Below are 21,883 nucleotides of genomic sequence, written 5' to 3'. Positions count from 1 at the left end.
CCGATTAAAGTAAGACCAGCGCGCAGCTGTCGGTGTTGTTCCAGGTAAGGAAGCCCGTAGCGCTGTCATAGCTGACAGTTTTAGAGTTCCCACTCTCGATGGAGATGACTTTCACCGGCAGGGTGATGTCTGCCTGAGCCACTGCGCCGATAGTGCCCTGCGTGGTCGCGGATCCGCCCGGCGCGCTGGCAGGCGCATAGGTGAAGGTTGTCGTACTCGGTACGCTCAGCACAACGACGGTGCCGTTATAGGCAGCCGGAGCTACGCCGCTGATCTTCACGTACTGGCCAGCAGTCAGACCATGCGCAGAGGCAGTGGTGGCGGTGGCCACGCCGTTCGAGTAGGTAACAGCGGTCGTGTCAATGTCAGCACCGGCAAAAGCCGCAGCAGCTGCGGTGGTCACCTGGTTGTTGACGAAGTCCCACGCCAGCGGCGTTTTCACTGATGCGCCAGCAGTTCCCAGCGCGACCACCTGCGCTGAAGCTTTCAGCGGAACGCGCATGTTGGATCCAAGGCGATAGAATGAAACGCTCATGCCGGACGCATACAGCGGAACCGGTGATTGCGGAGTGGTAAGCCCGTTGTGGGCCTGGTTGAAGACGGTGAAGCCTTCGAGCTCGGCCAGTGACACAGCGCGACGAATAGTCGACCCGCGAGGGCTGGAGTTCACGCCGGGCAGCAACTCGGCAACCGGCAGGCCACCCCACAGCGGTTTGGTTTCGGTGGCGGCGACAGTGCCGGACGCCAGGTTAAAGCGGTTTGCCGGGTCATCCAGAGCAACGCCCTGAATGAAGCCATCAGACTGCACACCGAAGGAACCAGCGGCATTCGTGGTCGCCATCGGGTTAAGAGATAAATTAGCCATGCTTCAGAGCTCCCGTTAAGCCTGGTTGTTAAAACTGGTGACCTGACGCTTGCCAGACTGGAACGGCGCCCAGGTGACGGCGGGATCGCCTTCAAAGGTGCTGATCTCGCGACCGGTAGCATCCTTGCGCTTAATCTCGCGCAACATGCCGGGACCAACTGACAGGCTGGCTGCCTTCTGCGCATCAGCGTAGATATGCTTTTCGGCAGTGCTCAGCAGCTGAGAATCAGCGATGGCAGAGAGATCGACGGCTTTGTAGTCCGGCGAGTGCTCCTGCAGTTGGATCATCAGGCGGCGGCGATACGCCATCGGTTTTTCACCGGACAGCGGGATCGGGGCGCGTTTGCCAAAGCTGGAGAAGACGCTATCGGCTTTCACCTGCGCTTCTGCAACTTCGTTGCGCTCTTCGTCGCTCAGTTCGGTAGGAATGCGGGAGCGAAGCTCAGCAATTTCCTGGAGGATTTGAGAGTCGGCTTTTTCTTTTGCCATTTTCTCAGCCTCTTCGGCATCTGCCTTTTCTTTGGCTTCAGCATCAGCTTTTTCCTTCGCGGCTTTTTCTTCCGCGTCGGCTTTGGCTTTCAGGTCTGCTGCTTCTGAATCAGCCTTAGCCATGCGTGCATCGAGCGTCTGGTTAATGAGCGCTACGAGTTCTTCCTTATCCATATTTTCAGCCTCTTTGGGAATGGAATCAGATTTAACACCGGTGGGGTTAAGGAGCTTGTCCCATACGCCCTGTTCACAAATTGCAACGTGGTCGAGCAGCTCGGGGGATGGCTCCACCAGTAGAGGCTGACCGTCGACAATGATTGATTGAGCAACCTCTGAGAACTTCACAGTTGGCGAGGTGCTTAATTGCCTTGTTGCCATAATTTCAGCAGCTTCGGCGTCGTACACACGCGCAACGGCCCACACTTCGCCCTTATCGGCAACCCAGGCATTTGTCAGGGTGCCAATAACGCGCTTTGAGAACTCGTCGCTATCAAGTGTTCTTTTTTCGGGGTGAAGCCAGATAAGTGGAACGCCAGCTACCCGCTGGAGAAATTCAGGGGTTAGATAGTCGTCCGGGTTACGGAACGTCATCTCCTGATCTGCAGATCGCCAGGTAACCCCTGTTCCGGTCACCCGGATGGCGAACATCCACATGTTGTAAAAATATTGCGGGCTGCTGAGCGTTCCGTCAGCGATGAGCGCGGCCACGTCGGTTTCGTTGAGCGCCTGCTGCGCCAGCATTTCAGCGAATGGCTGATGAAGCGGCTTTGGCAGATCGTCAATATGGAACCATCCGGCGGCCATCGATTCGTCGTTTAACTTCGCTTCGAATTGCTCCGGCACGTCGGCGCGGTAGGTAAGGTAGTCACCATGTACGCTGTGCGGCGTCAGCGGGCCATCGTACTGAAAGCCTGTTTCCTCCAGCACCTCGCGCCGCGCGGCGTCTATGGCTAACTCTCCCGGCTCTATCGTCCCGCCCGGCTGGCACCATGTGCCATCATCCGAGCGCTGGATCAGGAAGACGAACTTCCCCTGACGGAACATTATCCCGCTGCCAAAAATAGCCACGTGTTAATGCTCCTATGCTGCTTTCATGGACTCCAGGAACTTGCGGCCCTTCTGGGTCAGCATGTCCTCGGGAATGCTGCGGAGGTTGTAGAGATAGGTGACGTAGCACCGACAGAAAACCTCTTCCCCAGGCTGTGTGATTTCGTCGAGATAGCCGGCAGGGCCAGCTTTGACATAGCCATTTTTCTGCGCCCAGTTTCCGCGGATGAGATAGACCAGTTTGTCCCTCTCCTTGTGATCTTCCCGGTAGTCGTACCCTGGCTGGCGCCAGTGGCTATGCCACTCGGCAGCAATCGCGTTGTTGCCCGTCGCGATGATATTGTCGATATTGGCGATCAGCTTATGGCTCTGGTCAATCATCACGCGGCGCGCTTCATAGTCCACCTTCTCGGCGGCCTTCTGAATGTGCTCCGCCGTCTCCCGCATCGTTCCCTGAATGCCGGTCAGCGCAATGCTGTCTGCTGAGGGAATGCTGCTGGCCCATCCGCTAAACCGCGACAGAGTAGTGTCGATGGCTTTCTTGCGATTCAGCTTTATCAGGTCAGCGCTGGCCAGGATGCGGCGATCCAGCTCGCTGCGTAACTTCGGCTCCATGTAGTTCAGCGTGAAGCGTGAAAGCCCCTTGTGGCGCTCCAGCGCTCCAGCCTTGCTCACCTGCAGGTCATAGGCCTTACGCAACCTATCGGACACCATACTCATGTAGTCGTCATCAGTTTCGCTTTCGGCTGCCTGTCGGATAATGGCCTGCCATTGCTCCAGCTCCTGCCGCGAGGTGTAGCCATTGCGCAGAAAGAACTTCACCGCCTCACGTACGGTGCGCGTGAAAGTCTTCATAGCATCATCCCGCCGCCGGGCTCTTCATCCCGTGGCTGTTCAGGCCGATTAGCCTTTAAAGAGTCGATATCGAGATCGAGCCGCTGCGGGAACAGGCTTTCGTTAGCGTTCGCGTTGGTCTGCGCCCACTCGATAAGTAGAGCGCGGTTCTCATCATCCGTGTTGACCTGCGGAAGCAGCACTTCCAGCATGCTGACGATCGCCTTAAAGCGGATTTCGTCGACCTTCACTTTTTCGCTTTCCGGCTCCTTCATGGATGACGGCCAGCGATATTCGAAGTTGTTAATCCATGAGGAGAAATACAGGCTGTACGTGTTTTTAAGCTCCGGGAAGTCAGCACGCAGAGAATTGAAAAACTCAATGCTCCAGGCGCGATACTGGCAAATACGGATGAAATAGTCATACAGCGGATCAAGCCACTCGCGGATGTTGTCGATGTATACTGCAACCGATCGAGCGTCTTCCGTCCCCTCTCCGAAGCCCTGGGCGAATGTTTCCGAGTTCAGAATGATAGCCGGCATGTCAGCTGCCGCCGCGATGTTCTCCAGAATGTGATTGCGGGAGGAGTCGAGCGGCTTTTCCAGGTTGCTCAGGTCGATGGATTCGATGCTGTCATTTGCGCCGATCTGCAGGACTTCGCCAGTCTTTCCTCGCTTCAGCATCATTCGTTTGATGCCGCTGAGCTTCTGCATCATGTTGTTAACGACTGAGCTCGGTCCCTGAATCTTCGTTACCAGCAAGCCACCCTTCACGGAAACCATGTCGTCGGTGCGCATGGTCTGGATGAAGGATTTCAGCGGGAACAGTGCGCGCTGGTAAACGCTGCGACCGGTAAAGCCAAAGGCAGCAGAGTTATAGGCCAGATAAATCGGGTCCTCGTTCTGTTGCACAACCCAGCGGGATTTGTGATACGGCTTGCCCGCCACTCTGATCCCGTCGACCTTCTGAAAGTCCTGCGCATTCGGGTCCTGGTTAAGAACGATGCTCCCCGCGGTGTTCAGCGGGTCGAGAATGTTGAATGTCACGTTGTGCTTATACAGCGTGCTGTAGTCCACTGCCGTGGACGGCTCCTGGTTATCAACCAGCATTGCGATCGCCGAAACACCGTAAATGCGAGAGATGCGCGCCGCATTAGCGATGTGCTTATCGGCGCCCAGCGCTTTCCACTCCCGCTCAAATGCATCGCGGAGACGCTGCTCAATGCCATACGCCTGCGAAATGTGAACGGTGCGCGATTCGTTCATCGCCATCTTGATCGGGCGATCCACCATTTTCCCGCCCAACGGGTGGAAGAGGTAAATCGTTTTGCAGGTCTGATAACCAGCCGACATACCCGGCTGAATGTCATCGCTGTCCAGGAGCGTGATCAGCTCCGGCGAGCAACTGCCGATTGCGATATCATCTTCGTTCATTGGTTTTCTCGCTAGAGTGCGTCGCCGCTACCGAACGCGATGATCAGCCCGTAGGTGTAATCATCCAGCAAATCGTCGGCGCGCTTGTGCGCGTTCTTATCGGCAAGGTGGAATCGTGATACCTGCTTATGCAGATGGTTTGCTGTTTCGCCCTTGAAGACGGCCGTCTTCTCGTAGGCGTATCGGGATATTTTCGCCAGCCCGCGGTAGTGATACCCGGAGGCCATAATGGCGCGCTCGTCCTTCCCTTTGCTGGTCAGGGCGGATTCAATTTTGTTGACCGGCCATCCCAGGCTCTCGCCTTTCTGCAGGAGGATGCTGCCCATGCTGGCGTCTTCAATGAACACGCCGAGGCTACCGTTTACAGCGACGCACTGGCCGGATAGCTCATTCAGCCGGGTGAAAACTGACGGAATCCACTCTTCCAGAAGCGCGCCATCGATCTGCACCACATCCCAGTCAAGAATAGTCAGGCGCTGAATTCCGGGCAGGGTGTCTACGGCGTAGTAAACCACAGCCGTGCCGTCGTGCTCAGTACCGCCCTTAACGGCGGTATCCATGACAGCGAAAACGGCCTGGCACATCTCAGGGTAATCGACAGGCTGATCCTGGTTTTCACCCTCGAACCATTTGCGGACGTCGAACAGCGACGCAGCGGACCAGTCGACGAACTCGGCCAGGAACTCCTGCCGGAAAACGCGCGGGTCGTTGTTCTGTCGCTCTTTCTCCAGCTCCTCGGGAGGAACGAAGGGGTTTGATGACGTCGGCGCGTGATGCTCATGGAACCCAAGGTCTTTGTTATGGCAGATGGCATAGAAGAAATTTTCTTCGTCCACACCGTCAGGCGTTGAGAATACGTAGGCCCGCCCCTTTGTCGTCAGCAGCGTCGGCTTAATCGACTTCGGCCAAATCTCCTTCAGCATTTCAGGCGACTTGGTAAATGCCGCCTCATCAATCAGGATAATTTCGTACTCACGACCACGACCAGCCAGTTTGTTATCGTTGGTTACCCAGAAATCAATCTTCCCGCCGTTCTTCAGCAGCAGGCGCTTTTCCTGCCGGCTGAAGCTCTTTTTCAGCGGCAGCAGGATTTCTTCCAGCTTGTCGTAGATCTCCTGGTACTGGCGATACTCGGCAGTGAAGATACCAACCCGCCCTCCCAGCTCGATGTCCATGCCCGGGCGCCGGAACTGCGACGTTGCGTAGGTCACCGCAGCGCTCGACAGCATGAAGGTTTTCCCCCAGCGTCGACCACAGCGAACCGCATTCAACTGGTGATCCCAGGAGTCAGACCAGACCGTTAACTGCCCGTTGTGTAGCGTGGGTAGGTAAATGTCGGCCATGATTTATCTTCCCGGGATTGGCAGCGAGTTATGCACGACGATCGCGTTATCCTTGTCGCCGTCTTTCAGCACATCTATTTCGCGCTTGAGTTTCTCGTTTTGCAGCTCAAGACGCTCAATATCAAGTTGAGCCTGGCGCTCACTCGTCGATCGCAAAAGGATAAGGCGAGCAAGCTCTTTCCGGGCGCTATCCTTATCCGCTGTCAGGATTTCTATCCCGAACTTGCCCAGTTTCACGCCCTGCAGCAGATAGCGCGCGTCACCTTCAAGATCGCGAGTGTCAGCAAAGAAAGGCTCTCCTACCCCTTCACCATTACAGCGAGGGCACTCTGGATTTGGATCGGCGTTGTCGACAAAGCCAATTCCGCCGGATGTATCTGGCGGCGCGGCACCATCCGATTCAGCCTTGCGCTCAGCGGATAGCTGCTCGGCGATATCTCGCCATTGATATTTGTGATCGCTTCCCCAGCAGTACCGGCAGTTAACGCGACGGTATTGAGATATCTCGTTTGGGTCAGCGTTAATGATTGCGGTCAACTGACCGATCACATCATCGAGTTCTGCAGCGTATCGCTTCTGTCGCTCATTGCGCAGGTGATGCACGTAGCGTGAAACCTTAACATTCCTTAACAGGCGAGACGCCGCTGCCCAAGCAACCGCACCCTCCCCTGCATACCCAGATTTCCGGTATGCTTCGGTTCGGCTTTCACCGTTCACCACATGCTCAGCAAATTTGGCTTGCTGGTCAGAAATGCCGAAATCACCTGGGGTCTTTTCCGCATGATAATGTTCTACAATGGCAGGCCTTGCTTCGGTCTCAGGCTCTGCTTTCGCAGATTTTTTTGGCTCTTTGCCCATCTGCGAATTCGCAGATTTGTTCGCAGTTTTTTTTTGCGAATTCGCACCGTAAGTCGTTACTTTGATATAGCGTTTCGCAGATGAATAATTCAGTCCCTGCGCTGCGCACCAGTCTTTCGGGGATATTCCTGTTTTGGCATGCTCGGCGAGGAACTGGTGCTGCAGTGCTCCCCAGTCCGGTTTTGCCATAGTCCTTACCTCGTTGTGACATTATCGAGCCACCTCTGGAAGTGGCTCTGTAATGCCTTACTTCAGGCACTGCGTGGTGATGTATTCCTGCAGCGCCTTCAAGGCTGTTTGGTCGCTGACGATTCCGGACCGGATACCGAGAACGTTTCGTCCAGCAACTGCAGAGAGTTCGATGGTGGCATCATCGCCCATGCTGGAGGTGCCGGTGGTTTGGGTTGCGGATGACACTGGACACTTGCCTTTGACGAGCACCCGACCACCATTATCAAGCTTGCGCTGCAGAGCATCATTTTCAGCTTTTGCATCGGCTAATTCCTTCGTGTATTTGGCATCGAGCGCTGCGACGTCTCGCTGGCGGGTCTGCATGTCAGCGATGGTGTCGTTCGCCAGGCTGAGTTGCTCAGTCACTTTGTCTCGCTGCCTTTTGAACTCGGTGGCATTGTCGTGGTAGTGGCTGGCCAGCCAGCCTAGACTGACTATCAGGCAAATCACTACGGCGCTGATAATGGCGGTTAATCGGCTCATTCATCTATCCCCCAACATGCCAGTGCGCTTTCCTGATCACGGCGAGATACCTGGCCGTAACAATTGTTGGAGCGCACGCGACAATCTTTCCCGCCATCAAAAATCCACCGGCGAATTTCAGCGCAGGCACCTTTTCGATCACCGGCATTCAGCTTGCGGTAGAAGGTGGAAGGGAAGCATTTGCCGGGCCCGATGTTATAGGGGCAGAAACTGGCAATTCCGACCTTTTGAGGAGGCGTCAGATGAACCCGCACATTCTGATCAACCCAAGCCAGCGCCTTATTGCGCTCGACTGCATTTACCTGATCGCATTTGGCCTGGGTTAGCTTCATCCCCTGCGTTACAGGCCTGCCATCTACCCGGGTAGCTCCTCGGCATACCGTCCAGATGCCCGCGCCATCGCGATATGACGTGAGGCTATTGCCCTCTTTCTCATTCAGGAACTGATCCATGAGAACGGGAGCTGATGCGCCAGCAGCGATAAGCGCCAGCATGGCCGCGCTGAGTTTTGTTTTCAGGTTAGCCATCGCTATTCATCCTGCGGTGGCGGGCCACCATAACCACGATCGAGGGACTGCTGATACATCTTCGTCCAGCGGCGCTTAAAGTAGAGATTGGTCAGGTAGGTCGCTACACCGATTATCACGCCGCTGGCCAGGGCAATAAAATTCCAGTCAAGGCCATGAAACCAGTCATAGGTCCTTGCCAGCCCGGTACATATCAGGCCGCCTGACGTGCAGTACGAGGCCGCCGAAAAGATTTTGTCAGGCATTTTCATAGTCTCCACCTCCGATAATGTTCGGGGTGCTATCTGTAGTCAGTAAAAGGTTCAGGGCCGTCGGGCTGATTTACCAAAAAAGCGTCGAGGGTGATTCCCGCGACCCTGAAAATAAAAAAGCCTGCGGTTAGGCAGGCAATAAGCATGAGGGTAATAGCAATGTCGGTGATGACCGAAAATACCCTGGCTGGGTCTGGCGGCCTGCGACGCTGTTGCAGCAGCGACCCTGATAAGTTGGGGTATGAACCCGTTATCAGGTCAGGCCATTATCTGGTGCTGGTTGACGGAATCGAACCGCCGACACCCTGCTTACAAGGCAGGCGCTCTACCTGCTGAGCTAAACCAGCAATCTGGTTCAGGGCTCTTGCGCGGCGGGTGTCGACGCGTAATGCAGCACGTCTCAACCCAAGAGCCCTGACCGGATCGCAGGCATAAAAAAACCCAAGGCGTTAACCTCGGGCTTAAATTTTTTGCTTCGGAACGACTGAACGGATTCCCAGCGTTAGGGATGAATCTAACCAGTTTTTCCGGGAATTGCAATAGCCAATTTCCACAAAAATCTAATTTTGTAGAAAATACTCATTATTTCGTTATCCTGGAGAGAATGACATCAGCGTATGATTCCTGTTTGTGGCATTCGGCTACCAGCTCTTCAAAGAACGGTTGCAACTGCTCATAGGCTACCGTTTTCTTGATGTCAGCCACGGCCCTTACCCCTTCCAGCACCGTCGAAAATTTCATGCGCGCATAGCCTCTTCCGCTGCAGCGATCGCACACCTTCATTACCGGTAGGCCAAGTCGCTCGCTGGTCTCTTTATCCAGTACCTTTCCTTTCCCATTGCAGCGACACGAATTGCTGATAGCACCCTTTCCGTTACAGGTTGAGCATTTAACTTTGACCACCTCGCGCACTTCGCTCCAGCTCTCCCAGTGGCTTGGGCGAACCGCTCGGGACATCTTTGCCCAATAAGGTGGCTTGCCCCACGGATATGAGCATTTATTGGTGAATACCTGGGCCTCTGTGAAGCCAGTCCCATCGCAGCAAGTGCATTTTCTAACGCTGGCAGCACTTCGCGTGTAATCCTGGTATGCAAAAGCACACAGAACTTCGAGTACTCTTTTGCGAACGTCCTGGCTGAGTTCTGAAACGATGTTAAAGCGGATTGATAATCGCTCTGCTGATTCATAAAGTAGCTCCATTGCTCGGTCAGGTGTGCTTACCCCGATCTTTGCAAGATAGAGGTCGAAGCCGAATCCGCACTTGGCATTTACCAGCCCAAGAGCGGCCATGATGTCAGTGCCGGTTAGACCATCAGATGCAGTAGCCCGTGGCGAGTCACTCAGCATTGGTGATTTAGGCGCGAAGTATTTGGCGATAGATTCGAGGTTCATGCTGTCTCTCCCAGGGTCTGATAGATGCGAACGAATTTATTTGGCTGACTTGCTTTAGTCTGACTGTGCTTAGCTATTGGCGGCATGCTGGCGCGCTTAACGCTTTCTGCCTGGTATCGCTCAAAATCAGCCATGGTCATGTTTCCACCATTCACGTGCTGACTTTCGGTACTCTGGGTTATCTGTTTGACAGATGATCTCCACGCGATCGCCGCTTATCAGCTCACGCGTTTTCGCATAAAGCTTTTCTCTTTTTGAAAGCTGCGTAGTTTCATACCAGGTGCTGGCAACAAACTTTCTCGCTTCAACTGGAGTAAATAATTTCATGCGGCCTCCTGATGGCGGGCACGGCGCTTCTCCAGCGCGCGGGCTTTACGGGTGAATATGGATTTGATGCGCTGCAGGTAGGGAATATCGAAATTACGGATGGTGTTGTCGTTGTTCAGCGCCTCGACGGCCTCCGGACCGATTCTCTGAATAAGCCCCTGCTCGAATGCCTTTTGCGCGCCAGCCCGGTCACGGTTGCAATAGACGCATTGCGCTGCCGTGTTATGCAGATTGAACGACAGGTGACGAGCGGCGCCCCGGGTGCGGTAGTGTCCACAATCCATAGTTCCGCCCAACTTCTGCTCTGGCAGTCGCCCACAGCTAATGCAGGGCTTCCCTGCGTCGCGCAGGCGTACGTATTTGTTAAACGCTGTCTGTGCTTCGCTGCGCCATTGAGATTTTGTTTTGAGCTCAATACGCTTAGCCCGGCGGCGTTGACGGCCCTCTTTCTCCGATTCGCGCTGACGCTGTAGCGCCTTTTTCTTTGCAGCTTCTCGGGCTTTTGCCGCCTGTTTTTTGCCGATCGCGCTGGCGCATTCAAAACTGCATACCACCTGCCCTTCCCGGGCAGGATGGAACCATTCGCGGCAGTGGGCGCATTTACGACGCGCTGGTTTATGCATGATCACCACCCTGGATCTGTACCAAGGTCAGGCGGCCGCAGAATACAGCCCCGGTATCGATATACATCTGATTGGCGTACTGGCTTGGCTGATGTGCCGGGGTATGCCCAAAAATAAACAGGTCTGCACCGGATATTTCATTCACTATCCCATCCTGAGCCGCGCTCACTCGCTCACGATTCCAGATCACCTGTTCTGCATCGACGGGCTTGTCATACGCATATTCGTTATGAGGGTAGTCAGCATGGCAGACCACCACCCTCTTACCCTCGGTCATTACCTCGATGATGAGTGGCAAACCTGCAACCAAATGGGCCAACGCGATAGCCAGGCGTTCTTTGTCGTAGTCAAGGTTAAAGAACCATCCGCCACCGTTAGCAAGCCAGTGATTCACGTTCCCGGAGGAGGATAGTCCGTCGAGCATCATCTGCTCATGGTTCCCTCTTACAGCCATAAACCAGGGCATTGCAATTAGCTCAAGGCATTCGACGTTTTCCGCGCCACGGTCGATAAGGTCACCTACCGAGATCAGCAGATCACACAATGGGTCAAAACGGACCCTTTCCAGTTCGTTCATCAGCAGCGTATGGCACCCATGCAGATCACCAACAACCCAGATGTTGCGCCAGATAGATCCATTAATGCTTCGGTAGAGACTCATGCAATTTTCCTTCTGGCAGCACGGCGAAGCCAGCGGACATCTGCCAGGTGAGCCGTATAGTGAAAGGTGGGTATATCTGACGGTTTAACTTCGACCTTGCGCTTGCGGCGCGCTGGCACGCGGAAAATACCGCGCTCGATGACCTTAGCTAGCAGACTGTGCATGAGAAGCCCTCCATTCCTGGGCCCATGCAATCCGACTGCTGGACTTCTCGCTAAACTTCACATTGTGCTCGGTGCCGAACCAGTAAATCGCCTCGATCACCTCGACCATGTAGCGCTTGCTGGATTGAGAGGTGCGAACGCCGAAGTAGACGCGCCCGCCGTTGATGCCCGGGGCGGATTTCTGCTCACGCTCCTGATTTTGCATCTGGCTGACCAGCACGGTGATGAGGTCTTTCCACTCCGCTGGCTCCAGCTTTTCGCCGTGCCAAATCACCTGATCGCTCAGGTCTTTCAAAAGTGGCCACATGAGGCGATTCTGTTTGTCCGTACGGCTTTCTTCGCGCGCCTCGATAATCAGCGGCGATCGGTGGTCGACGGGCAGAGACTGGATGAAGTTGACGACGTTACGCTTAACGTTGTCGTTGATAAGGCAGAATTGTTGCTTCACGCTTCACCTCCGCAGAGGTCAAAAGCTGAATGCAGAAAATCGCCGGTGGCCTTCGCCATCGGTGACAGGAATTGCTGTAAGGTTTTGTGCGCCATGTGTCCCCACTTGGCGCCGGGGTAAAGTTGTCAGTTGTCCAGACTGACCAGGTAATTATCGCCCGTTACGGGGATAAAAGCAAAATGAGCATATACGAGTAAACCCCTCCGGAGAGGGGTTTGATTTCAACTGGAGGCTTTACGTTCTGCGGGGGATTTAGGCATGCTCCCGCTCCTTCTGGCGCTCGTCTTCATTGCTGAAGTCGTCGCCGTCAATTGGCATCAGCCAGTGCTGAAACACCAGGGCGTAATCATTCAGCGTTGAGCCATTAGACAGGGTTACTACAATTCTGTCGTTATAAACCAGCCACCTCGAAGAACCAGAATTCCTAACCCGCCGTCCACCAGGTAATTTAATAGTCTCATTCGGTCCTACAAGCCGCTCAGTGATAACCACCACTCCAATTAATTCTGCTGGCCCGGCAATGAATATTGCCATCCCACCTGCGCGTAACTCAGCCATGGCTCACCTCTACGCATTGAATATTATCTACGCTCGGCGAAACGTCGTCCCAGGACCTCTTATCATCTGCAACTTTCATCGCCTTAATGGCTGCCTTGCACTGCTCCATACTCTGCATGGGCACCACCTGCATATTCGATGTATTGCTGCTGATGACGAAAATCAGGAAGATATACGCCATCACTTCCCCTCCTGCTCATTCCGCGATACTAACGGAATCAATTCGTTAATAGCCTCCTGCGGGGCGGCTGCAAGCATATGTGACCAAATTAACCTGCGCGTCTGGCGCATTGCACAATCAGGATCATCCCAAGCGTGGTGCTGGCATCCTGAATTATGCAGCATCATTGCTTCTGTCGGCTCCTTCGGCACCATCACGTAACCATCAGGCACTAACGGCGCTGGCTGCGGCAACATAGCTTTGAACGCTTCGATATTAGCGTCGTATTCAGCCCGCTCATCTGGCGTCATGGCCTCAAGTTCTGCGCAATGCTCAGCCCTGCATTGGATAGCTTCCAGTACCAGTCTGATTTTAACGCCTTTACCGAAGCGCATTCCCGGCTCCAGTAATACCGGGCAGGGCAACACTTCGGGATATTCCTGGGCTGGCTGCGCGTGGCGATAGAGCGGAGCAATGTTTCGCTCGAGGTCGGTAATGACGCTCCATATTGGGACTGACTCGATGCCTTGTTTCGCCATATCACGATAACTGTCGGCATACGCCAGCACAGGATTGCGATCCGGCTCGCTGCCCGCTACCGGCTGCGCTGGCGGCATATCTGGACCTTTGCGAATGGCTTTTGCCAGCTCGATAGGGTCATCGTAAAGCCAGTCTCCTTTTTCAGGGTGATTGGCTTCTGCCAGTTGGGCGGCCCACTCCAGACCGTCTTTGTGTCCCTGTAGGTAGTCGAGAGGCAAACACCAAGACTCACCGTCCATTGCGGCCAGCGCCATGCGGGCTAACGCTTTGCTTTCGCCATGCTTCAGGAATCCATCTTCAGCGATTTCCTGCAGGCGCTCTCTGTTTATGGTTGATTTGGTCATGGTTGCCTCACCACAGGTATTGTAAACAGGTTGCTTTGAATGCACCGCGAACGCTTTCACGCGACTCGTAGTAGTAGGTTGAATAACCCTCTCGCGGAACGGCCTTCATCCACTTATTAGCGCAGAATTCAGCCTTTTCAAAGCGTTCGCGGTCATCGGCGTCTATCTCACCCTGGCGAATAGCCTCTTCGATGAGATCCTCCTTGCTGACCTCGCCGCGTCCCATCAAAGTTACGCAGTCATCGCTTTTGAGTAATTGCACAGCAAATTTCACAGTTTCCATCACTCAGCCTCCACCTTGATGCCAGCGGCGCGCATAGCAGCGACATCACCAGCACGCACACCTTCAGCCAGTAGCCGGAAGGCCCGATTTAGCGTTTTATCGTGAACCTCTGCCAGGTACTCGTTAATATCGGTCAGCTTCACGGTGACGGTGCGGGACTCCAGCTCGGCGATGCGATTAGCCTGCCAGTCAACGAAGTCTGCAAGCCCAACACCTTTTTCGCGCAAACCGTAGTCATCCCGAAGCATGTCGTATACATCTGCTTTGGCCTGCGCCTTCTCCAGCTTTTCGCTGTTAGCCTCAGCTGTTTTTCTCCACGTTGTGCAAATCCTTTTCTCTGATGCCAGCGCCTCTACCAGCTCGATGACGTTGGCTGGGTCTTTCACTATGCTTTCGTATTGATTGGCGGCACGTATAAACTCGGCAATAGTGATTTCGACTTTGTCATATTTACCCCATGCCTCTTGCCACTTCTCTGCTGCCGCTTTCAGGCTCTGCGCCAGTTCGGTGATATCAGTCATGCTGCATCCTCACATTCGTGACTTTCCGGATCGTCGGCCTTGTAATAACCGCCGCAAAAGGCGCAGCGGACTTCTGCAACATCGTCATAGTTAGCAGTCCCGGTAATCATTTGTCGGCCCCCTCGCGCAGCTGCTGGGAAAACTCCTTACCGCAGTCGATAGCGCCAACAATTACGGCAACTTCATCGCCTACAAAATCACCCTCATCGACATGCTGCTGCAGGCGACCAATGAACTCCTCCACCCCATCAGCCTTAATCCCGGCTACGATGCGATCGGTAGCGGGGGTTTCGATATCGTTGAGAGCGTCAGTAAACCCTCCCCTTTCCATGCCAAGTTCGGCTTCATAGTCGGCATCAAATGCAGCGTTTTTGCAGAACGTCTTCAGCGCCGCATTCTCCGCAGCCAGCTGAGCATTTTGGTCTGCCAGCGCATTCCCGGTTCTTATGACGGCGTCCAGTGAGGTGCTGCAAATGCGAAACTCTTTCGCCAGCTCCAGATACTTCTGCTCTCTGATCGACAGCTCGCCCGCACTCTCCAGAGAGGCGATGAGCTCGTTTACTGCCTGTAGTGTGATAGTCATTTTCTTACTCCCGCCAGGCACTGGTTAAAAAGGTTGGTCATTGGGTTTGCGGCGCCAGGACGCTGGCGATACTGAACAGACGGATCGCTTTCGGTTACGGCTGTTGTGTCAATCAGGGTGTAGCGGTAGCTCCTGCACTCACCTTCACGCTTAACCTGGCCGTCACGGTGCATCTGCCACAGGGAGGAATTGACCACCGAAGAGTCAAGCCCGGTGCCGCGGCGGATATCCTGAAAGCTGCAGCCAGGATGCTGGCCGATGAAGTTAATAACGGCTTGTTTGCCCGAGTTCTTTTTCATCAAAATCCACCCCGCTTGGTTGGTTTTTCCTCTTTCTCTCGCCGGCGCTGACTGGCAGCTTCCTGATCGCAGTCATAAATCGCCCCGTGACGCTGCTCGCAATAGACAACACCTGTCTCACCATGCCGGTTAAGGCGCAGTAGGAGCTCTGTGTCACTCTGGTTTGCGTTCTCGTCGTAGGCGCCCTCTCGGTATATGGCCAGCCAGTAATCGCAGTCCTGTTCAATCTGCCCGGTGTCGCGGGAATCGCTCGGCAAGGGGCGCTTATTGGTTCGCTTCTCAAGCTCACGGTTAAGCTGAGTCAGGAGAACCACGACGCAATCCAGCTCCTTCGCCAGGGTCTTGAGGCCTTTGGTGATCAGCCCGTAAGCAAGGTCATTTCGCTCTGCCTTATCGGCAGTCATCAGCGTCAGGTAGTCAACGAGGATCATTCCGACCTTGCCGCGTTCGCGCTTGATGCGACGTGACTCAGCCATGACATGCGCCAGTGAAATACCCGGGGTGTCATCAATCAGGAGGTTATTGGTGTCAATCAGCGCTCCCATAACGCCGGTAGCTTTCTTCAGATCGCCGTTCCAGTCGCCGCGATATCCGTAGTCTTCCTTCGTCATATCCGGGTAAAACAGGTTTGGAGAGATCCGCCCCTTCTGCGCAGTGATTTTCTCCACCATCTGCCCTTCCGGCATTTCCAGTGAGAACATCAGGGCCGGCTCATTTTCTACCGTGGCGCAGTTGATCCCCATCTGGGTATAGAGCGTGGTTTTACCCATCTTCGGGCGTGCTCCGATAACAAACAGGCTGCCGCGCACAATGCGCTTAACACCGAGTAACTCATCCAGAGAGCGGATCCCGGTAGACAACCCGCGGGAACGACCATCCGGCTTGAGCCTTTCGTCGAATTCCGCCGACCAGTCAGTTACAGCGTCATAGAACGTGCGAAGCCCTGTCCGTCGACCTGTTTTTACGTGCTCGGTTATCTCAGTGAATAATCCCTGAATTGCGTCAAACTTCTGCTCTGCCGTCATGCCGTTGCGGGCATAAAGCAATTCGATCGCCTTCGTCGTTTTCTCGATACCGTAGCGTTCCATCGCGGTCTCACGGACACGCATTGCATAGGCCACGATGTTCGCCGCGCTTGGCGTGTTCTTCGACATTTCAGCCAGGTATGCAAAGCCACCAACGGTCTCTGTCAGCCCCTTACTTTCCAGAGCATCAAACAGGGTCAGCAGATCAACCGGCTTATGGTCGCGGTACATCTGGCGCATTTCAGCGAAAATTACCTGATGAGGGCGCGCGTAGAACGATTCTGGCTTGAGAATCGAAAGTACCTTCTGAGTACGCTCGCTGTTGTCGTCGTCCAGCAGGAGCCCGCCCAGCACGCTCTGCTCTGCTTCAATGCTGTGCGGAGGGGTCATGAAATCAGCGGTCATCACGGTCCCCCTCACGCACTTCGATGTAGAGTTTTTCCGTCAGAAACTTATCGAATTTCATGCGGCGCCATGTCTTCCCTGACTTCTGGTCTGGTCGGTCTTCCAGCATCCAGCGACAGTTCTGAGCGATGTAGCGGAGGTAGTCGCGAAACCCATCCATGTCCATCGGCTTACCATCCAGATTGCGTGCGATTTTGTTCGCCTTGCTCCAGAAGGTGCGGATCAGATTGCGTCGCTCATCAGTGAGGCATCTCCACCCCCTGGCTTCAGGTAGTTCGTCTTTCAGGCATTGCCATACTTCATCGCATGACAAACGTGACTTTTTCTCTTCAGCCGGTTTCTGGTCATTTGCGACATACTTACTACCGTTAGGTAGTAAGTTATTTAATATATTGTTATCTGTGGACACTGGCTGGACACCGGCTGGACACTCCACCTCCGCAGGCATTGGTACGACTGCGTTTTGGCTGGACACCTGCTGGACACCGGCTGGACAAAAATTTGACTGATATTCGTCATACTTGACCACTTTTAGAACAGTAAAACGGTTGTTCGATTTGGTGGTGATCATGCCCAGGTTCTGGAATTTACGGAGCAGTGATTTAACGCGATCAGCGGTTAACCCCGTTTCCATTGCCAGTGTGTTTCGCCCGGTGATGAACTCCCCTCTTTCGCACATCACATCGCCGACATCAGTCGATACCAGTGTCTGTTCATGATTAGCGCGCAAGAGCAGGTGAACCCATAGATGAGCCGCCTCAGCATCCTTGTAGAACGGCACATCCATAATTTTACGGTGCAGCAAGGCAAACCCCTTACCGTCATTCGTGCGCGGTTTCTGGAGCCTTCTGGCCTCTCTGGCTTCGGCTAAATTGGATACGTTACTCACGGCCTTCCTCCTTCCGTTTCAGCTCTTCTAGGATGGCGCGCATTTTCATGCCAACCACCGGGTTAACCGAGCGAATGAAGCGATCGCGGGTAACATTTTTGTGTGTTTGTGCCTGGTAAAATCTGTTGCTCTTAGGCATAATTACTCCTGTGAATTTGTTCGGTTAATTCGCATCAGGCCTCAAAGTGTTGCGAGCACTTTGGGGCCATCTCTTTTCTAAGCAGGCTTGCCACTTCTTTCGCCAGTCGAGACATGTCGTCATCGACCACTCCCCATTCCAAGACCGCCAGTAACATTGCTATTTTCGGAATCCAGGTTTCCTTCCATTTACTGATGCTCGACTTTGTAAGACCCATGGCATTGGCCACATTGGTCGTCCCCTTCATTGCGATTTGGTTATGCAGCCATGACTCAATATTCCTGGCCTGGTGTTTGTTTCGTGCTGTTGAATTCTCCATCTGTGATACTTCCTCTGGTGGTGTTTGAAAGGCCGCGGGTTAGGCGGCAAAGATTTTGGGGTAAAGGACTGCTCGCGGTAAGCCTGTTGCCTGCTCGTACTTCCGCATTTTTTCCTCGGAAAGAGGAAGCTTTCCCCCGCGCTTTTTCAGCATGTTGATGGCTTGCGGTGTGACACCGACTTTTTCAGCTAAAACCTTCTGAGAGCCACCAACAGCTTTAATGGCGAGGTCAAGAGGGGTTTGGTTGGCACTCTTTTTGTTGATCATGTGGTCGCTCCATTAGCGTTTAATCAACACCATGTTAATCCATGGTGTGGATTAAATCAACATTATGATGATGTGAAAAAATAAACATGTTGTTTACTATTGTTGCTACGGAGGGTTTTATGAATACAGTATCTAATAGAATCAAGTACTTGCTTGAATCAGAGGGTTTGAAGCAAAAAGAGCTTGCGGACCGGTTATCAACTAGCGCCCAGACAGTAAACAACTGGATTAAAAGGGACTCGATCAGCCGAGAAGCTGCACAGCAAATATCTGAAAAGTTTGGTTATTCACTTGACTGGTTATTGAGCGGCAATGGCGCGCCAAAAAAGCACAATTCAAACAACATCGCCCCCATCGAGAAATGGGGCCACGTAGAGCCGTGGGATAGCAACACCCCTATAGAATCAGATGAGGTAGAAATCCCATTTTTGAAAGATATAGAGTTTGCTTGCGGTGATGGTAGGGTTCAATCAGAGGATCACAACGGCTTTAAACTTAGGTTCTCTAAGTCAACCTTGAGAAGAGTTGGCGCCAACAGTGACGGATATGGAGTCCTCTGCTTCCCGGCTTCAGGGGATAGCATGGAGCCAGTGATACCTGACGGGGCCACCGTTGCGGTTGATACAAATAATAAAAAAATTATTGATGGCGAGCTTTATGCTATAGCTCAAGGCGAACTAAAAAGAATAAAACAATTATACAGGAAGCCAGGAGGAAAGATTTTAATAAGGAGTATCAATAGAGACTATGAAGATGAGGAGGATGATGAAGTTAATGTAGAAATTATTGGATTCGTTTTTTGGTATTCTGTATTGAGATATAGAAGATAACAGGAGGGCAAGTTGAGACACAGTGTATTTTTTTTATTCTCTATTTTTTTGTTAACGGGATGCCTGTCTAGAGGTCAACTTCAGGACGTAGCAGTATCAAATGCTCGAACACCACAAGAAAAGAGAGATGTGCTTCTATCTTACGCAACAGGTGAGCACTCGGCATCATGGGAGAGATCTAGATACTTAGATTACGGAGAAGAAGATGATAAATTTATAAGCAATCTGGTGATTACTTGTTCTGCAAGTGAAGATAGAGATTGTGTCAAAACGTTTTATAATAAAAAAGCAGATGAAGCAGAAATTAATTTCAGAAAAAAATGCTTTTCAGATAACAATTGCAAGAAAAATATTTTAGTGAATGAAAATTCAAGAGACCTAAACCAGCAATATAATCTTCTAATTTCTTATAATAGATTTCAATCTGGAGATGCAGATTATATGGCCCGCATGATCTGCGGTGCCATCTCCAAAAATCAACGCGCAGGAATGCCTCGCAACCAATCCGAAGGAATTATCCGAGGAATTAGTGGAATAGAGCCCATAAGCAGGGACATCCTTGTTAAGATTGGCGATGCCTGTTGGGTGTTAAGCTCGTATGGCTACCACGACCCAATGACACTTCTTTCATCCCCAAGATAGAATAAAAAATACACATCAAAACAATGCGATGTGTATTTTTTTGCCAAATTAATCCACATGGTGTTGACCTTCCAATCCACATGGTGTTTAATTAACCCATCCAAACAACACCGGCAACGCCGGGGTGAAGTCAAAACGTCCCGTTAGCCGCGATAAGGCAAAGGTGAAGAGATGATCCGCGAAGAAGACAAGCCTGCATGGCGTAATTTTTGGTTAAAGGTCGTTCCGTTTTTGGTTGCTGTTATCGCAGTTAGCTATCCGTGCTGGGGTGGCAAATGAGCAAACAAGGCATTCGTTCACTGATTTACTGCCTGCTGATCTGCGGCGTTATCTGGGCGGCAGTGGTTATCAAAATTCTGCACGTTAAGGGGGTGTTCAATGGCTAACTCAATTCCTAACAACGGACGCGCCGTGATGATGCGCAATCGCCGCACCGGCGCCGCCTGGCTGGTCAGCTTTGACTATCGAGACGGCAGCTACTGGCATGAGCCGCAGGGCAATCTGCGCCACATCCGCCGGCCATACGCTTCACGCAGTATCGAGCCGAACCTGGTACCAGCCGGGACGCATTAACCGCGCATATCAGCGCACGAATTTAACTGAGCTATCAGGCAGCCAATACGGTGCCGGGCGTTTCACAACCAAATTTCAGGGGAAACCATGAGCGAAATAATGGATTTAACCGTCATCGAAATAAAACCAGAACAGGCGCCGACCCTGTACCGGGCTGGCGGTCTTGACGCTTACCTGGAGCAGATTCGCCAGGCCGTGAACGAGGTTCCGGACCTGACCACCAAGAAAGGTCGTGACCGTGTCGCTTCTCTCGCTGCGCAGGTATCACGCAGCAAGACGGCAATCGAAAAGCCGGGACGCGAGTACCTGAAACGCCTTAAAGAGGCTGTGCGCCCTGCTGAGGCGGAAATTAAGCGGTTCGTTGACGCATGTGACGAACTGCGCGATGCGACACGTAAGCCGCTGACCGAATGGGAAGCCGAACAGGAACGCATTAAGGCAGAAGAAGCCATGCTCGCACTTCACGTCGAAGCACTGGCCATGAATGAAGACTTCGATCGGCAACTGGCTGCTCGGATTGAGTCTGACCACGAAATGGCTCTGCTGATGAATGACGCTTTCGATCGTGAGCAGGCAGATAAAGCGGCTGAGGCTGAGCGCCAGCGCATTGCCCATGAAGAAGAAATTAAGCGACTGGCAGCAACTGCAGCAGCCCGCGAAGTTGAGCAGCGCGCACAGCGTGAACGTGAAGAAGCGGCGCATCGTGAAGCTGTATTGAAAGCACAAGCTGAGCAGGCAGAGCGAGATCGCATTGCAGCCGAGCAGAAAGCTGAGGCTGACAAGCAGGCCGCTGTGGAAGCTGAGCGCCGCAAAGCACAGGAAGAAGCCGATCGCATCCGCCGCGAGGCAGAGCAGCGCGAACAGGCCCGCCTGGCTGAGGAGAAGCGCAAGGCCGAAGAAGAATCGCGCCGCGCCGCTGATGTTGAACATCGCCGCGGAATAAATACAGCAGCGGTACAGGCTCTTATCAATCAGGGCATCCCTCATGAATGGGCTAAAGCCTGCATCATTGCTGTAGCTCTCGGGAAAGTCCCGGCTACAACCATCAAATACTGAGGTGGTTATGAACGCATACCGCGCATATGACGTGATCGAAGAGCGTAAGTGGGCCGAGCAAACGCTCACCGAAGAGAAGCAAAAGTGGATTGACGATCGGGCGCAGGAAATTATCGACTCTCTGCCGAAAGAGCCGTCAGGCCTGTTCCGCTTCTCTGTACCGATGGACAAAAGCCCATACGAAGGCCTCCGCAGCGATGCAGCTGGCGAGGCATATAACGATCTCATCTCGGCAGTAGCTTACGCCCAGGCGGAATACGACTGGGATCACCGCACAGGCTGCCCGTTTTAAGGATGCATGAAATGTCTGAATCTAAAACTCACTACCGAAAAGCTTTTGACTCTCCCTATCTGAGCAGTGCCGACATCGTTGAACCTACGGTGCTGACGATCGCCCGGGCAACATTAGAAAGCGACAAAACCAAAAAAACTAAAGACGTTTTTAACACCGCTTATTTTGAGGAGCGCGAGTTA

The 21,883-nt window shown here is 53.2% G+C and carries 33 protein-coding genes, 1 tRNA gene and 2 pseudogenes; 7 read left to right on the top strand and 29 right to left on the bottom strand.

Annotated features, from left to right (window positions below):
- Positions 1-4 precede the first annotated feature (4 nt).
- From ACOI7Z_RS25280 to ACOI7Z_RS25140, 29 genes and pseudogenes are all read right to left on the bottom strand, one after another.
- A complete protein-coding gene (locus ACOI7Z_RS25280) occupies positions 5-865 on the bottom strand; it encodes a hypothetical protein (RefSeq protein WP_264976250.1) in 861 nt (286 codons plus the stop codon).
- Between the two features lie 15 nt (positions 866-880).
- Positions 881-2,422: an NUDIX hydrolase gene (locus tag ACOI7Z_RS25275; protein WP_420702470.1), complete on the bottom strand. Its 1,542-nt coding sequence runs from the start codon at positions 2,420-2,422 to the stop codon at positions 881-883.
- 12 nt (positions 2,423-2,434) lie between these two features.
- Positions 2,435-3,256, bottom strand: a complete 822-nt coding sequence (locus ACOI7Z_RS25270; protein WP_420702469.1) for a hypothetical protein — start codon at positions 3,254-3,256, stop codon at positions 2,435-2,437.
- Positions 3,253-4,668, bottom strand: a complete 1,416-nt coding sequence (locus ACOI7Z_RS25265) for an anti-CBASS protein Acb1 family protein (protein ID WP_420702468.1) — start codon at positions 4,666-4,668, stop codon at positions 3,253-3,255. Before ACOI7Z_RS25265 ends, ACOI7Z_RS25270 begins: the two co-directional genes overlap by 4 nt.
- An 11-nt stretch (positions 4,669-4,679) precedes the next feature.
- Positions 4,680-6,011 (bottom strand): terminase large subunit domain-containing protein, encoded by a 1,332-nt coding sequence (locus ACOI7Z_RS25260; RefSeq protein WP_420702467.1) that lies wholly within the window; start codon positions 6,009-6,011, stop codon positions 4,680-4,682.
- Between the two features lie 3 nt (positions 6,012-6,014).
- Positions 6,015-7,058 carry a terminase small subunit gene (locus ACOI7Z_RS25255; RefSeq protein ID WP_420702466.1) on the bottom strand — a complete coding sequence of 348 codons (1,044 nt, stop codon included), beginning with the start codon at positions 7,056-7,058 and terminating at the stop codon, positions 6,015-6,017.
- A 57-nt stretch (positions 7,059-7,115) separates the two neighbouring features.
- Positions 7,116-7,583, bottom strand: a complete 468-nt coding sequence (locus ACOI7Z_RS25250; protein ID WP_420702465.1) for a lysis protein — start codon at positions 7,581-7,583, stop codon at positions 7,116-7,118.
- Positions 7,580-8,110 carry a lysozyme gene (locus tag ACOI7Z_RS25245; RefSeq protein WP_420702464.1) on the bottom strand — a complete coding sequence of 177 codons (531 nt, stop codon included), beginning with the start codon at positions 8,108-8,110 and terminating at the stop codon, positions 7,580-7,582. The genes ACOI7Z_RS25250 and ACOI7Z_RS25245 overlap by 4 nt, the downstream gene beginning before the upstream one ends.
- 2 nt (positions 8,111-8,112) lie before the next feature.
- Positions 8,113-8,361 (bottom strand): phage holin, encoded by a 249-nt coding sequence (locus ACOI7Z_RS25240; RefSeq protein WP_004151282.1) that lies wholly within the window; start codon positions 8,359-8,361, stop codon positions 8,113-8,115.
- Between the two features lie 271 nt (positions 8,362-8,632).
- Positions 8,633-8,708, bottom strand: a tRNA-Thr gene (locus ACOI7Z_RS25235).
- Positions 8,709-8,943: 235 nt separating this feature from the next.
- A complete protein-coding gene (locus ACOI7Z_RS25230; RefSeq protein WP_117272688.1) occupies positions 8,944-9,753 on the bottom strand; it encodes an antitermination protein in 810 nt (269 codons plus the stop codon).
- Between the two features lie 41 nt (positions 9,754-9,794).
- A pseudogene (locus ACOI7Z_RS25225) lies at positions 9,795-9,893 on the bottom strand (hypothetical protein); the annotation flags it as partial.
- Complete coding sequence (locus ACOI7Z_RS25220) at positions 9,880-10,080, bottom strand: hypothetical protein (RefSeq protein ID WP_338743738.1); 201 nt, start codon at positions 10,078-10,080, stop codon at positions 9,880-9,882. The gene ACOI7Z_RS25220 and the pseudogene ACOI7Z_RS25225, both read right to left, overlap by 14 nt.
- Complete coding sequence (locus tag ACOI7Z_RS25215; RefSeq protein ID WP_420702463.1) at positions 10,077-10,703, bottom strand: recombination protein NinG; 627 nt, start codon at positions 10,701-10,703, stop codon at positions 10,077-10,079. The genes ACOI7Z_RS25220 and ACOI7Z_RS25215 overlap by 4 nt, the downstream gene beginning before the upstream one ends.
- On the bottom strand, positions 10,696-11,364 hold the full coding sequence (locus ACOI7Z_RS25210) for a metallophosphoesterase (RefSeq protein ID WP_420702462.1): 669 nt from the start codon (positions 11,362-11,364) through the stop codon (positions 10,696-10,698). Before ACOI7Z_RS25210 ends, ACOI7Z_RS25215 begins: the two co-directional genes overlap by 8 nt.
- Complete coding sequence (locus ACOI7Z_RS25205; protein WP_420702461.1) at positions 11,361-11,528, bottom strand: NinE family protein; 168 nt, start codon at positions 11,526-11,528, stop codon at positions 11,361-11,363. Before ACOI7Z_RS25205 ends, ACOI7Z_RS25210 begins: the two co-directional genes overlap by 4 nt.
- Positions 11,509-11,976 carry a recombination protein NinB gene (locus tag ACOI7Z_RS25200; protein WP_420702460.1) on the bottom strand — a complete coding sequence of 156 codons (468 nt, stop codon included), beginning with the start codon at positions 11,974-11,976 and terminating at the stop codon, positions 11,509-11,511. Before ACOI7Z_RS25200 ends, ACOI7Z_RS25205 begins: the two co-directional genes overlap by 20 nt.
- 252 nt (positions 11,977-12,228) lie before the next feature.
- Positions 12,229-12,534, bottom strand: a complete 306-nt coding sequence (locus tag ACOI7Z_RS25195) for a hypothetical protein (protein ID WP_420702459.1) — start codon at positions 12,532-12,534, stop codon at positions 12,229-12,231.
- Positions 12,527-12,715, bottom strand: a complete 189-nt coding sequence (locus ACOI7Z_RS25190; protein WP_232687808.1) for a hypothetical protein — start codon at positions 12,713-12,715, stop codon at positions 12,527-12,529. The genes ACOI7Z_RS25195 and ACOI7Z_RS25190 overlap by 8 nt, the downstream gene beginning before the upstream one ends.
- Entirely contained in the window at positions 12,715-13,578 is an 864-nt protein-coding gene (locus tag ACOI7Z_RS25185) for a hypothetical protein (RefSeq protein WP_420702458.1), read from the bottom strand. Before ACOI7Z_RS25185 ends, ACOI7Z_RS25190 begins: the two co-directional genes overlap by 1 nt.
- 7 nt (positions 13,579-13,585) lie before the next feature.
- Entirely contained in the window at positions 13,586-13,861 is a 276-nt protein-coding gene (locus tag ACOI7Z_RS25180; RefSeq protein ID WP_420702457.1) for a hypothetical protein, read from the bottom strand.
- Positions 13,861-14,382 carry a hypothetical protein gene (locus ACOI7Z_RS25175; protein WP_420702456.1) on the bottom strand — a complete coding sequence of 174 codons (522 nt, stop codon included), beginning with the start codon at positions 14,380-14,382 and terminating at the stop codon, positions 13,861-13,863. The genes ACOI7Z_RS25180 and ACOI7Z_RS25175 overlap by 1 nt, the downstream gene beginning before the upstream one ends.
- A 106-nt stretch (positions 14,383-14,488) precedes the next feature.
- A complete protein-coding gene (locus ACOI7Z_RS25170; RefSeq protein ID WP_420702455.1) occupies positions 14,489-14,965 on the bottom strand; it encodes a hypothetical protein in 477 nt (158 codons plus the stop codon).
- Positions 14,962-15,264, bottom strand: a complete 303-nt coding sequence (locus tag ACOI7Z_RS25165; protein ID WP_420702454.1) for a MarR family transcriptional regulator — start codon at positions 15,262-15,264, stop codon at positions 14,962-14,964. The genes ACOI7Z_RS25170 and ACOI7Z_RS25165 overlap by 4 nt, the downstream gene beginning before the upstream one ends.
- Positions 15,264-16,679 (bottom strand): DnaB-like helicase C-terminal domain-containing protein, encoded by a 1,416-nt coding sequence (locus ACOI7Z_RS25160; protein ID WP_181963692.1) that lies wholly within the window; start codon positions 16,677-16,679, stop codon positions 15,264-15,266. Before ACOI7Z_RS25160 ends, ACOI7Z_RS25165 begins: the two co-directional genes overlap by 1 nt.
- 4 nt (positions 16,680-16,683) lie before the next feature.
- Complete coding sequence (locus ACOI7Z_RS25155) at positions 16,684-17,583, bottom strand: DNA replication protein (protein WP_065801843.1); 900 nt, start codon at positions 17,581-17,583, stop codon at positions 16,684-16,686.
- Complete coding sequence (locus ACOI7Z_RS25150; RefSeq protein ID WP_004151298.1) at positions 17,576-17,722, bottom strand: hypothetical protein; 147 nt, start codon at positions 17,720-17,722, stop codon at positions 17,576-17,578. The genes ACOI7Z_RS25155 and ACOI7Z_RS25150 overlap by 8 nt, the downstream gene beginning before the upstream one ends.
- Positions 17,723-17,756: 34 nt before the next feature.
- A complete protein-coding gene (locus ACOI7Z_RS25145) occupies positions 17,757-18,041 on the bottom strand; it encodes a CII family transcriptional regulator (RefSeq protein WP_038435002.1) in 285 nt (94 codons plus the stop codon).
- 39 nt (positions 18,042-18,080) lie between these two features.
- Positions 18,081-18,308 (bottom strand): YdaS family helix-turn-helix protein, encoded by a 228-nt coding sequence (locus ACOI7Z_RS25140; protein ID WP_085841925.1) that lies wholly within the window; start codon positions 18,306-18,308, stop codon positions 18,081-18,083.
- A 119-nt stretch (positions 18,309-18,427) separates the two neighbouring features.
- Here ACOI7Z_RS25140 and ACOI7Z_RS25135 point away from each other — a divergent pair, with 119 nt between their 5' ends.
- From ACOI7Z_RS25135 to ACOI7Z_RS25105, 7 genes and pseudogenes are all read left to right on the top strand, one after another.
- Complete coding sequence (locus ACOI7Z_RS25135; protein ID WP_047935477.1) at positions 18,428-19,138, top strand: LexA family transcriptional regulator; 711 nt, start codon at positions 18,428-18,430, stop codon at positions 19,136-19,138.
- 12 nt (positions 19,139-19,150) lie between these two features.
- Positions 19,151-19,780, top strand: a complete 630-nt coding sequence (locus ACOI7Z_RS25130; RefSeq protein WP_420702453.1) for a hypothetical protein — start codon at positions 19,151-19,153, stop codon at positions 19,778-19,780.
- Positions 19,781-20,040: 260 nt separating this feature from the next.
- On the top strand, positions 20,041-20,166 hold the full coding sequence (locus ACOI7Z_RS25125) for a hypothetical protein (RefSeq protein WP_420702452.1): 126 nt from the start codon (positions 20,041-20,043) through the stop codon (positions 20,164-20,166).
- Complete coding sequence (locus ACOI7Z_RS25120; protein WP_004151303.1) at positions 20,159-20,353, top strand: hypothetical protein; 195 nt, start codon at positions 20,159-20,161, stop codon at positions 20,351-20,353. The genes ACOI7Z_RS25125 and ACOI7Z_RS25120 overlap by 8 nt, the downstream gene beginning before the upstream one ends.
- Positions 20,354-20,440: 87 nt before the next feature.
- On the top strand, positions 20,441-21,409 hold the full coding sequence (locus ACOI7Z_RS25115; RefSeq protein WP_420702451.1) for a hypothetical protein: 969 nt from the start codon (positions 20,441-20,443) through the stop codon (positions 21,407-21,409).
- Positions 21,410-21,416: 7 nt separating this feature from the next.
- Positions 21,417-21,701: a host nuclease inhibitor GamL gene (gene gamL / locus ACOI7Z_RS25110; protein WP_119186099.1), complete on the top strand. Its 285-nt coding sequence runs from the start codon at positions 21,417-21,419 to the stop codon at positions 21,699-21,701.
- Positions 21,702-21,712: 11 nt separating this feature from the next.
- Positions 21,713-21,883: pseudogene (locus tag ACOI7Z_RS25105) on the top strand (hypothetical protein); the annotation flags it as partial.

It is taken from the genome of Klebsiella sp. C283 (genome assembly GCF_048822555.1).
In the GTDB taxonomy this organism is placed as follows: domain Bacteria; phylum Pseudomonadota; class Gammaproteobacteria; order Enterobacterales; family Enterobacteriaceae; genus Klebsiella; species Klebsiella quasipneumoniae.
The sequence above is the reverse complement of the archived record's forward strand: the minus strand, read 5'-3'. Positions and strand labels throughout refer to the sequence as shown.

What these genes read in the sequence shown, in the direction of transcription:
- ACOI7Z_RS25280 (WP_264976250.1), bottom strand. Translation starts at nt 865, where the DNA reads ATGGCTAATTTATCTCTTAACCCGATGGCGACCACGAATGCCGCTGGT.
- ACOI7Z_RS25270 (WP_420702469.1), bottom strand. Translation starts at nt 3,256, where the DNA reads ATGAAGACTTTCACGCGCACCGTACGTGAGGCGGTGAAGTTCTTTCTG.
- ACOI7Z_RS25265 (WP_420702468.1), bottom strand. Translation starts at nt 4,668, where the DNA reads ATGAACGAAGATGATATCGCAATCGGCAGTTGCTCGCCGGAGCTGATC.
- ACOI7Z_RS25260 (WP_420702467.1), bottom strand. Translation starts at nt 6,011, where the DNA reads ATGGCCGACATTTACCTACCCACGCTACACAACGGGCAGTTAACGGTC.
- ACOI7Z_RS25255 (WP_420702466.1), bottom strand. Translation starts at nt 7,058, where the DNA reads ATGGCAAAACCGGACTGGGGAGCACTGCAGCACCAGTTCCTCGCCGAG.
- ACOI7Z_RS25250 (WP_420702465.1), bottom strand. Translation starts at nt 7,583, where the DNA reads ATGAGCCGATTAACCGCCATTATCAGCGCCGTAGTGATTTGCCTGATA.
- ACOI7Z_RS25245 (WP_420702464.1), bottom strand. Translation starts at nt 8,110, where the DNA reads ATGGCTAACCTGAAAACAAAACTCAGCGCGGCCATGCTGGCGCTTATC.
- ACOI7Z_RS25240 (WP_004151282.1), bottom strand. Translation starts at nt 8,361, where the DNA reads ATGAAAATGCCTGACAAAATCTTTTCGGCGGCCTCGTACTGCACGTCA.
- ACOI7Z_RS25230 (WP_117272688.1), bottom strand. Translation starts at nt 9,753, where the DNA reads ATGAACCTCGAATCTATCGCCAAATACTTCGCGCCTAAATCACCAATG.
- ACOI7Z_RS25220 (WP_338743738.1), bottom strand. Translation starts at nt 10,080, where the DNA reads ATGAAATTATTTACTCCAGTTGAAGCGAGAAAGTTTGTTGCCAGCACC.
- ACOI7Z_RS25215 (WP_420702463.1), bottom strand. Translation starts at nt 10,703, where the DNA reads ATGCATAAACCAGCGCGTCGTAAATGCGCCCACTGCCGCGAATGGTTC.
- ACOI7Z_RS25210 (WP_420702462.1), bottom strand. Translation starts at nt 11,364, where the DNA reads ATGAGTCTCTACCGAAGCATTAATGGATCTATCTGGCGCAACATCTGG.
- ACOI7Z_RS25205 (WP_420702461.1), bottom strand. Translation starts at nt 11,528, where the DNA reads ATGCACAGTCTGCTAGCTAAGGTCATCGAGCGCGGTATTTTCCGCGTG.
- ACOI7Z_RS25195 (WP_420702459.1), bottom strand. Translation starts at nt 12,534, where the DNA reads ATGGCTGAGTTACGCGCAGGTGGGATGGCAATATTCATTGCCGGGCCA.
- ACOI7Z_RS25190 (WP_232687808.1), bottom strand. Translation starts at nt 12,715, where the DNA reads ATGGCGTATATCTTCCTGATTTTCGTCATCAGCAGCAATACATCGAAT.
- ACOI7Z_RS25185 (WP_420702458.1), bottom strand. Translation starts at nt 13,578, where the DNA reads ATGACCAAATCAACCATAAACAGAGAGCGCCTGCAGGAAATCGCTGAA.
- ACOI7Z_RS25180 (WP_420702457.1), bottom strand. Translation starts at nt 13,861, where the DNA reads ATGGAAACTGTGAAATTTGCTGTGCAATTACTCAAAAGCGATGACTGC.
- ACOI7Z_RS25175 (WP_420702456.1), bottom strand. Translation starts at nt 14,382, where the DNA reads ATGACTGATATCACCGAACTGGCGCAGAGCCTGAAAGCGGCAGCAGAG.
- ACOI7Z_RS25170 (WP_420702455.1), bottom strand. Translation starts at nt 14,965, where the DNA reads ATGACTATCACACTACAGGCAGTAAACGAGCTCATCGCCTCTCTGGAG.
- ACOI7Z_RS25165 (WP_420702454.1), bottom strand. Translation starts at nt 15,264, where the DNA reads ATGAAAAAGAACTCGGGCAAACAAGCCGTTATTAACTTCATCGGCCAG.
- ACOI7Z_RS25160 (WP_181963692.1), bottom strand. Translation starts at nt 16,679, where the DNA reads ATGACCCCTCCGCACAGCATTGAAGCAGAGCAGAGCGTGCTGGGCGGG.
- ACOI7Z_RS25150 (WP_004151298.1), bottom strand. Translation starts at nt 17,722, where the DNA reads ATGCCTAAGAGCAACAGATTTTACCAGGCACAAACACACAAAAATGTT.
- ACOI7Z_RS25145 (WP_038435002.1), bottom strand. Translation starts at nt 18,041, where the DNA reads ATGGAGAATTCAACAGCACGAAACAAACACCAGGCCAGGAATATTGAG.
- ACOI7Z_RS25140 (WP_085841925.1), bottom strand. Translation starts at nt 18,308, where the DNA reads ATGATCAACAAAAAGAGTGCCAACCAAACCCCTCTTGACCTCGCCATT.
- ACOI7Z_RS25135 (WP_047935477.1), top strand. Translation starts at nt 18,428, where the DNA reads ATGAATACAGTATCTAATAGAATCAAGTACTTGCTTGAATCAGAGGGT.
- ACOI7Z_RS25120 (WP_004151303.1), top strand. Translation starts at nt 20,159, where the DNA reads ATGGCTAACTCAATTCCTAACAACGGACGCGCCGTGATGATGCGCAAT.
- ACOI7Z_RS25115 (WP_420702451.1), top strand. Translation starts at nt 20,441, where the DNA reads ATGAGCGAAATAATGGATTTAACCGTCATCGAAATAAAACCAGAACAG.
- gamL (WP_119186099.1), top strand. Translation starts at nt 21,417, where the DNA reads ATGAACGCATACCGCGCATATGACGTGATCGAAGAGCGTAAGTGGGCC.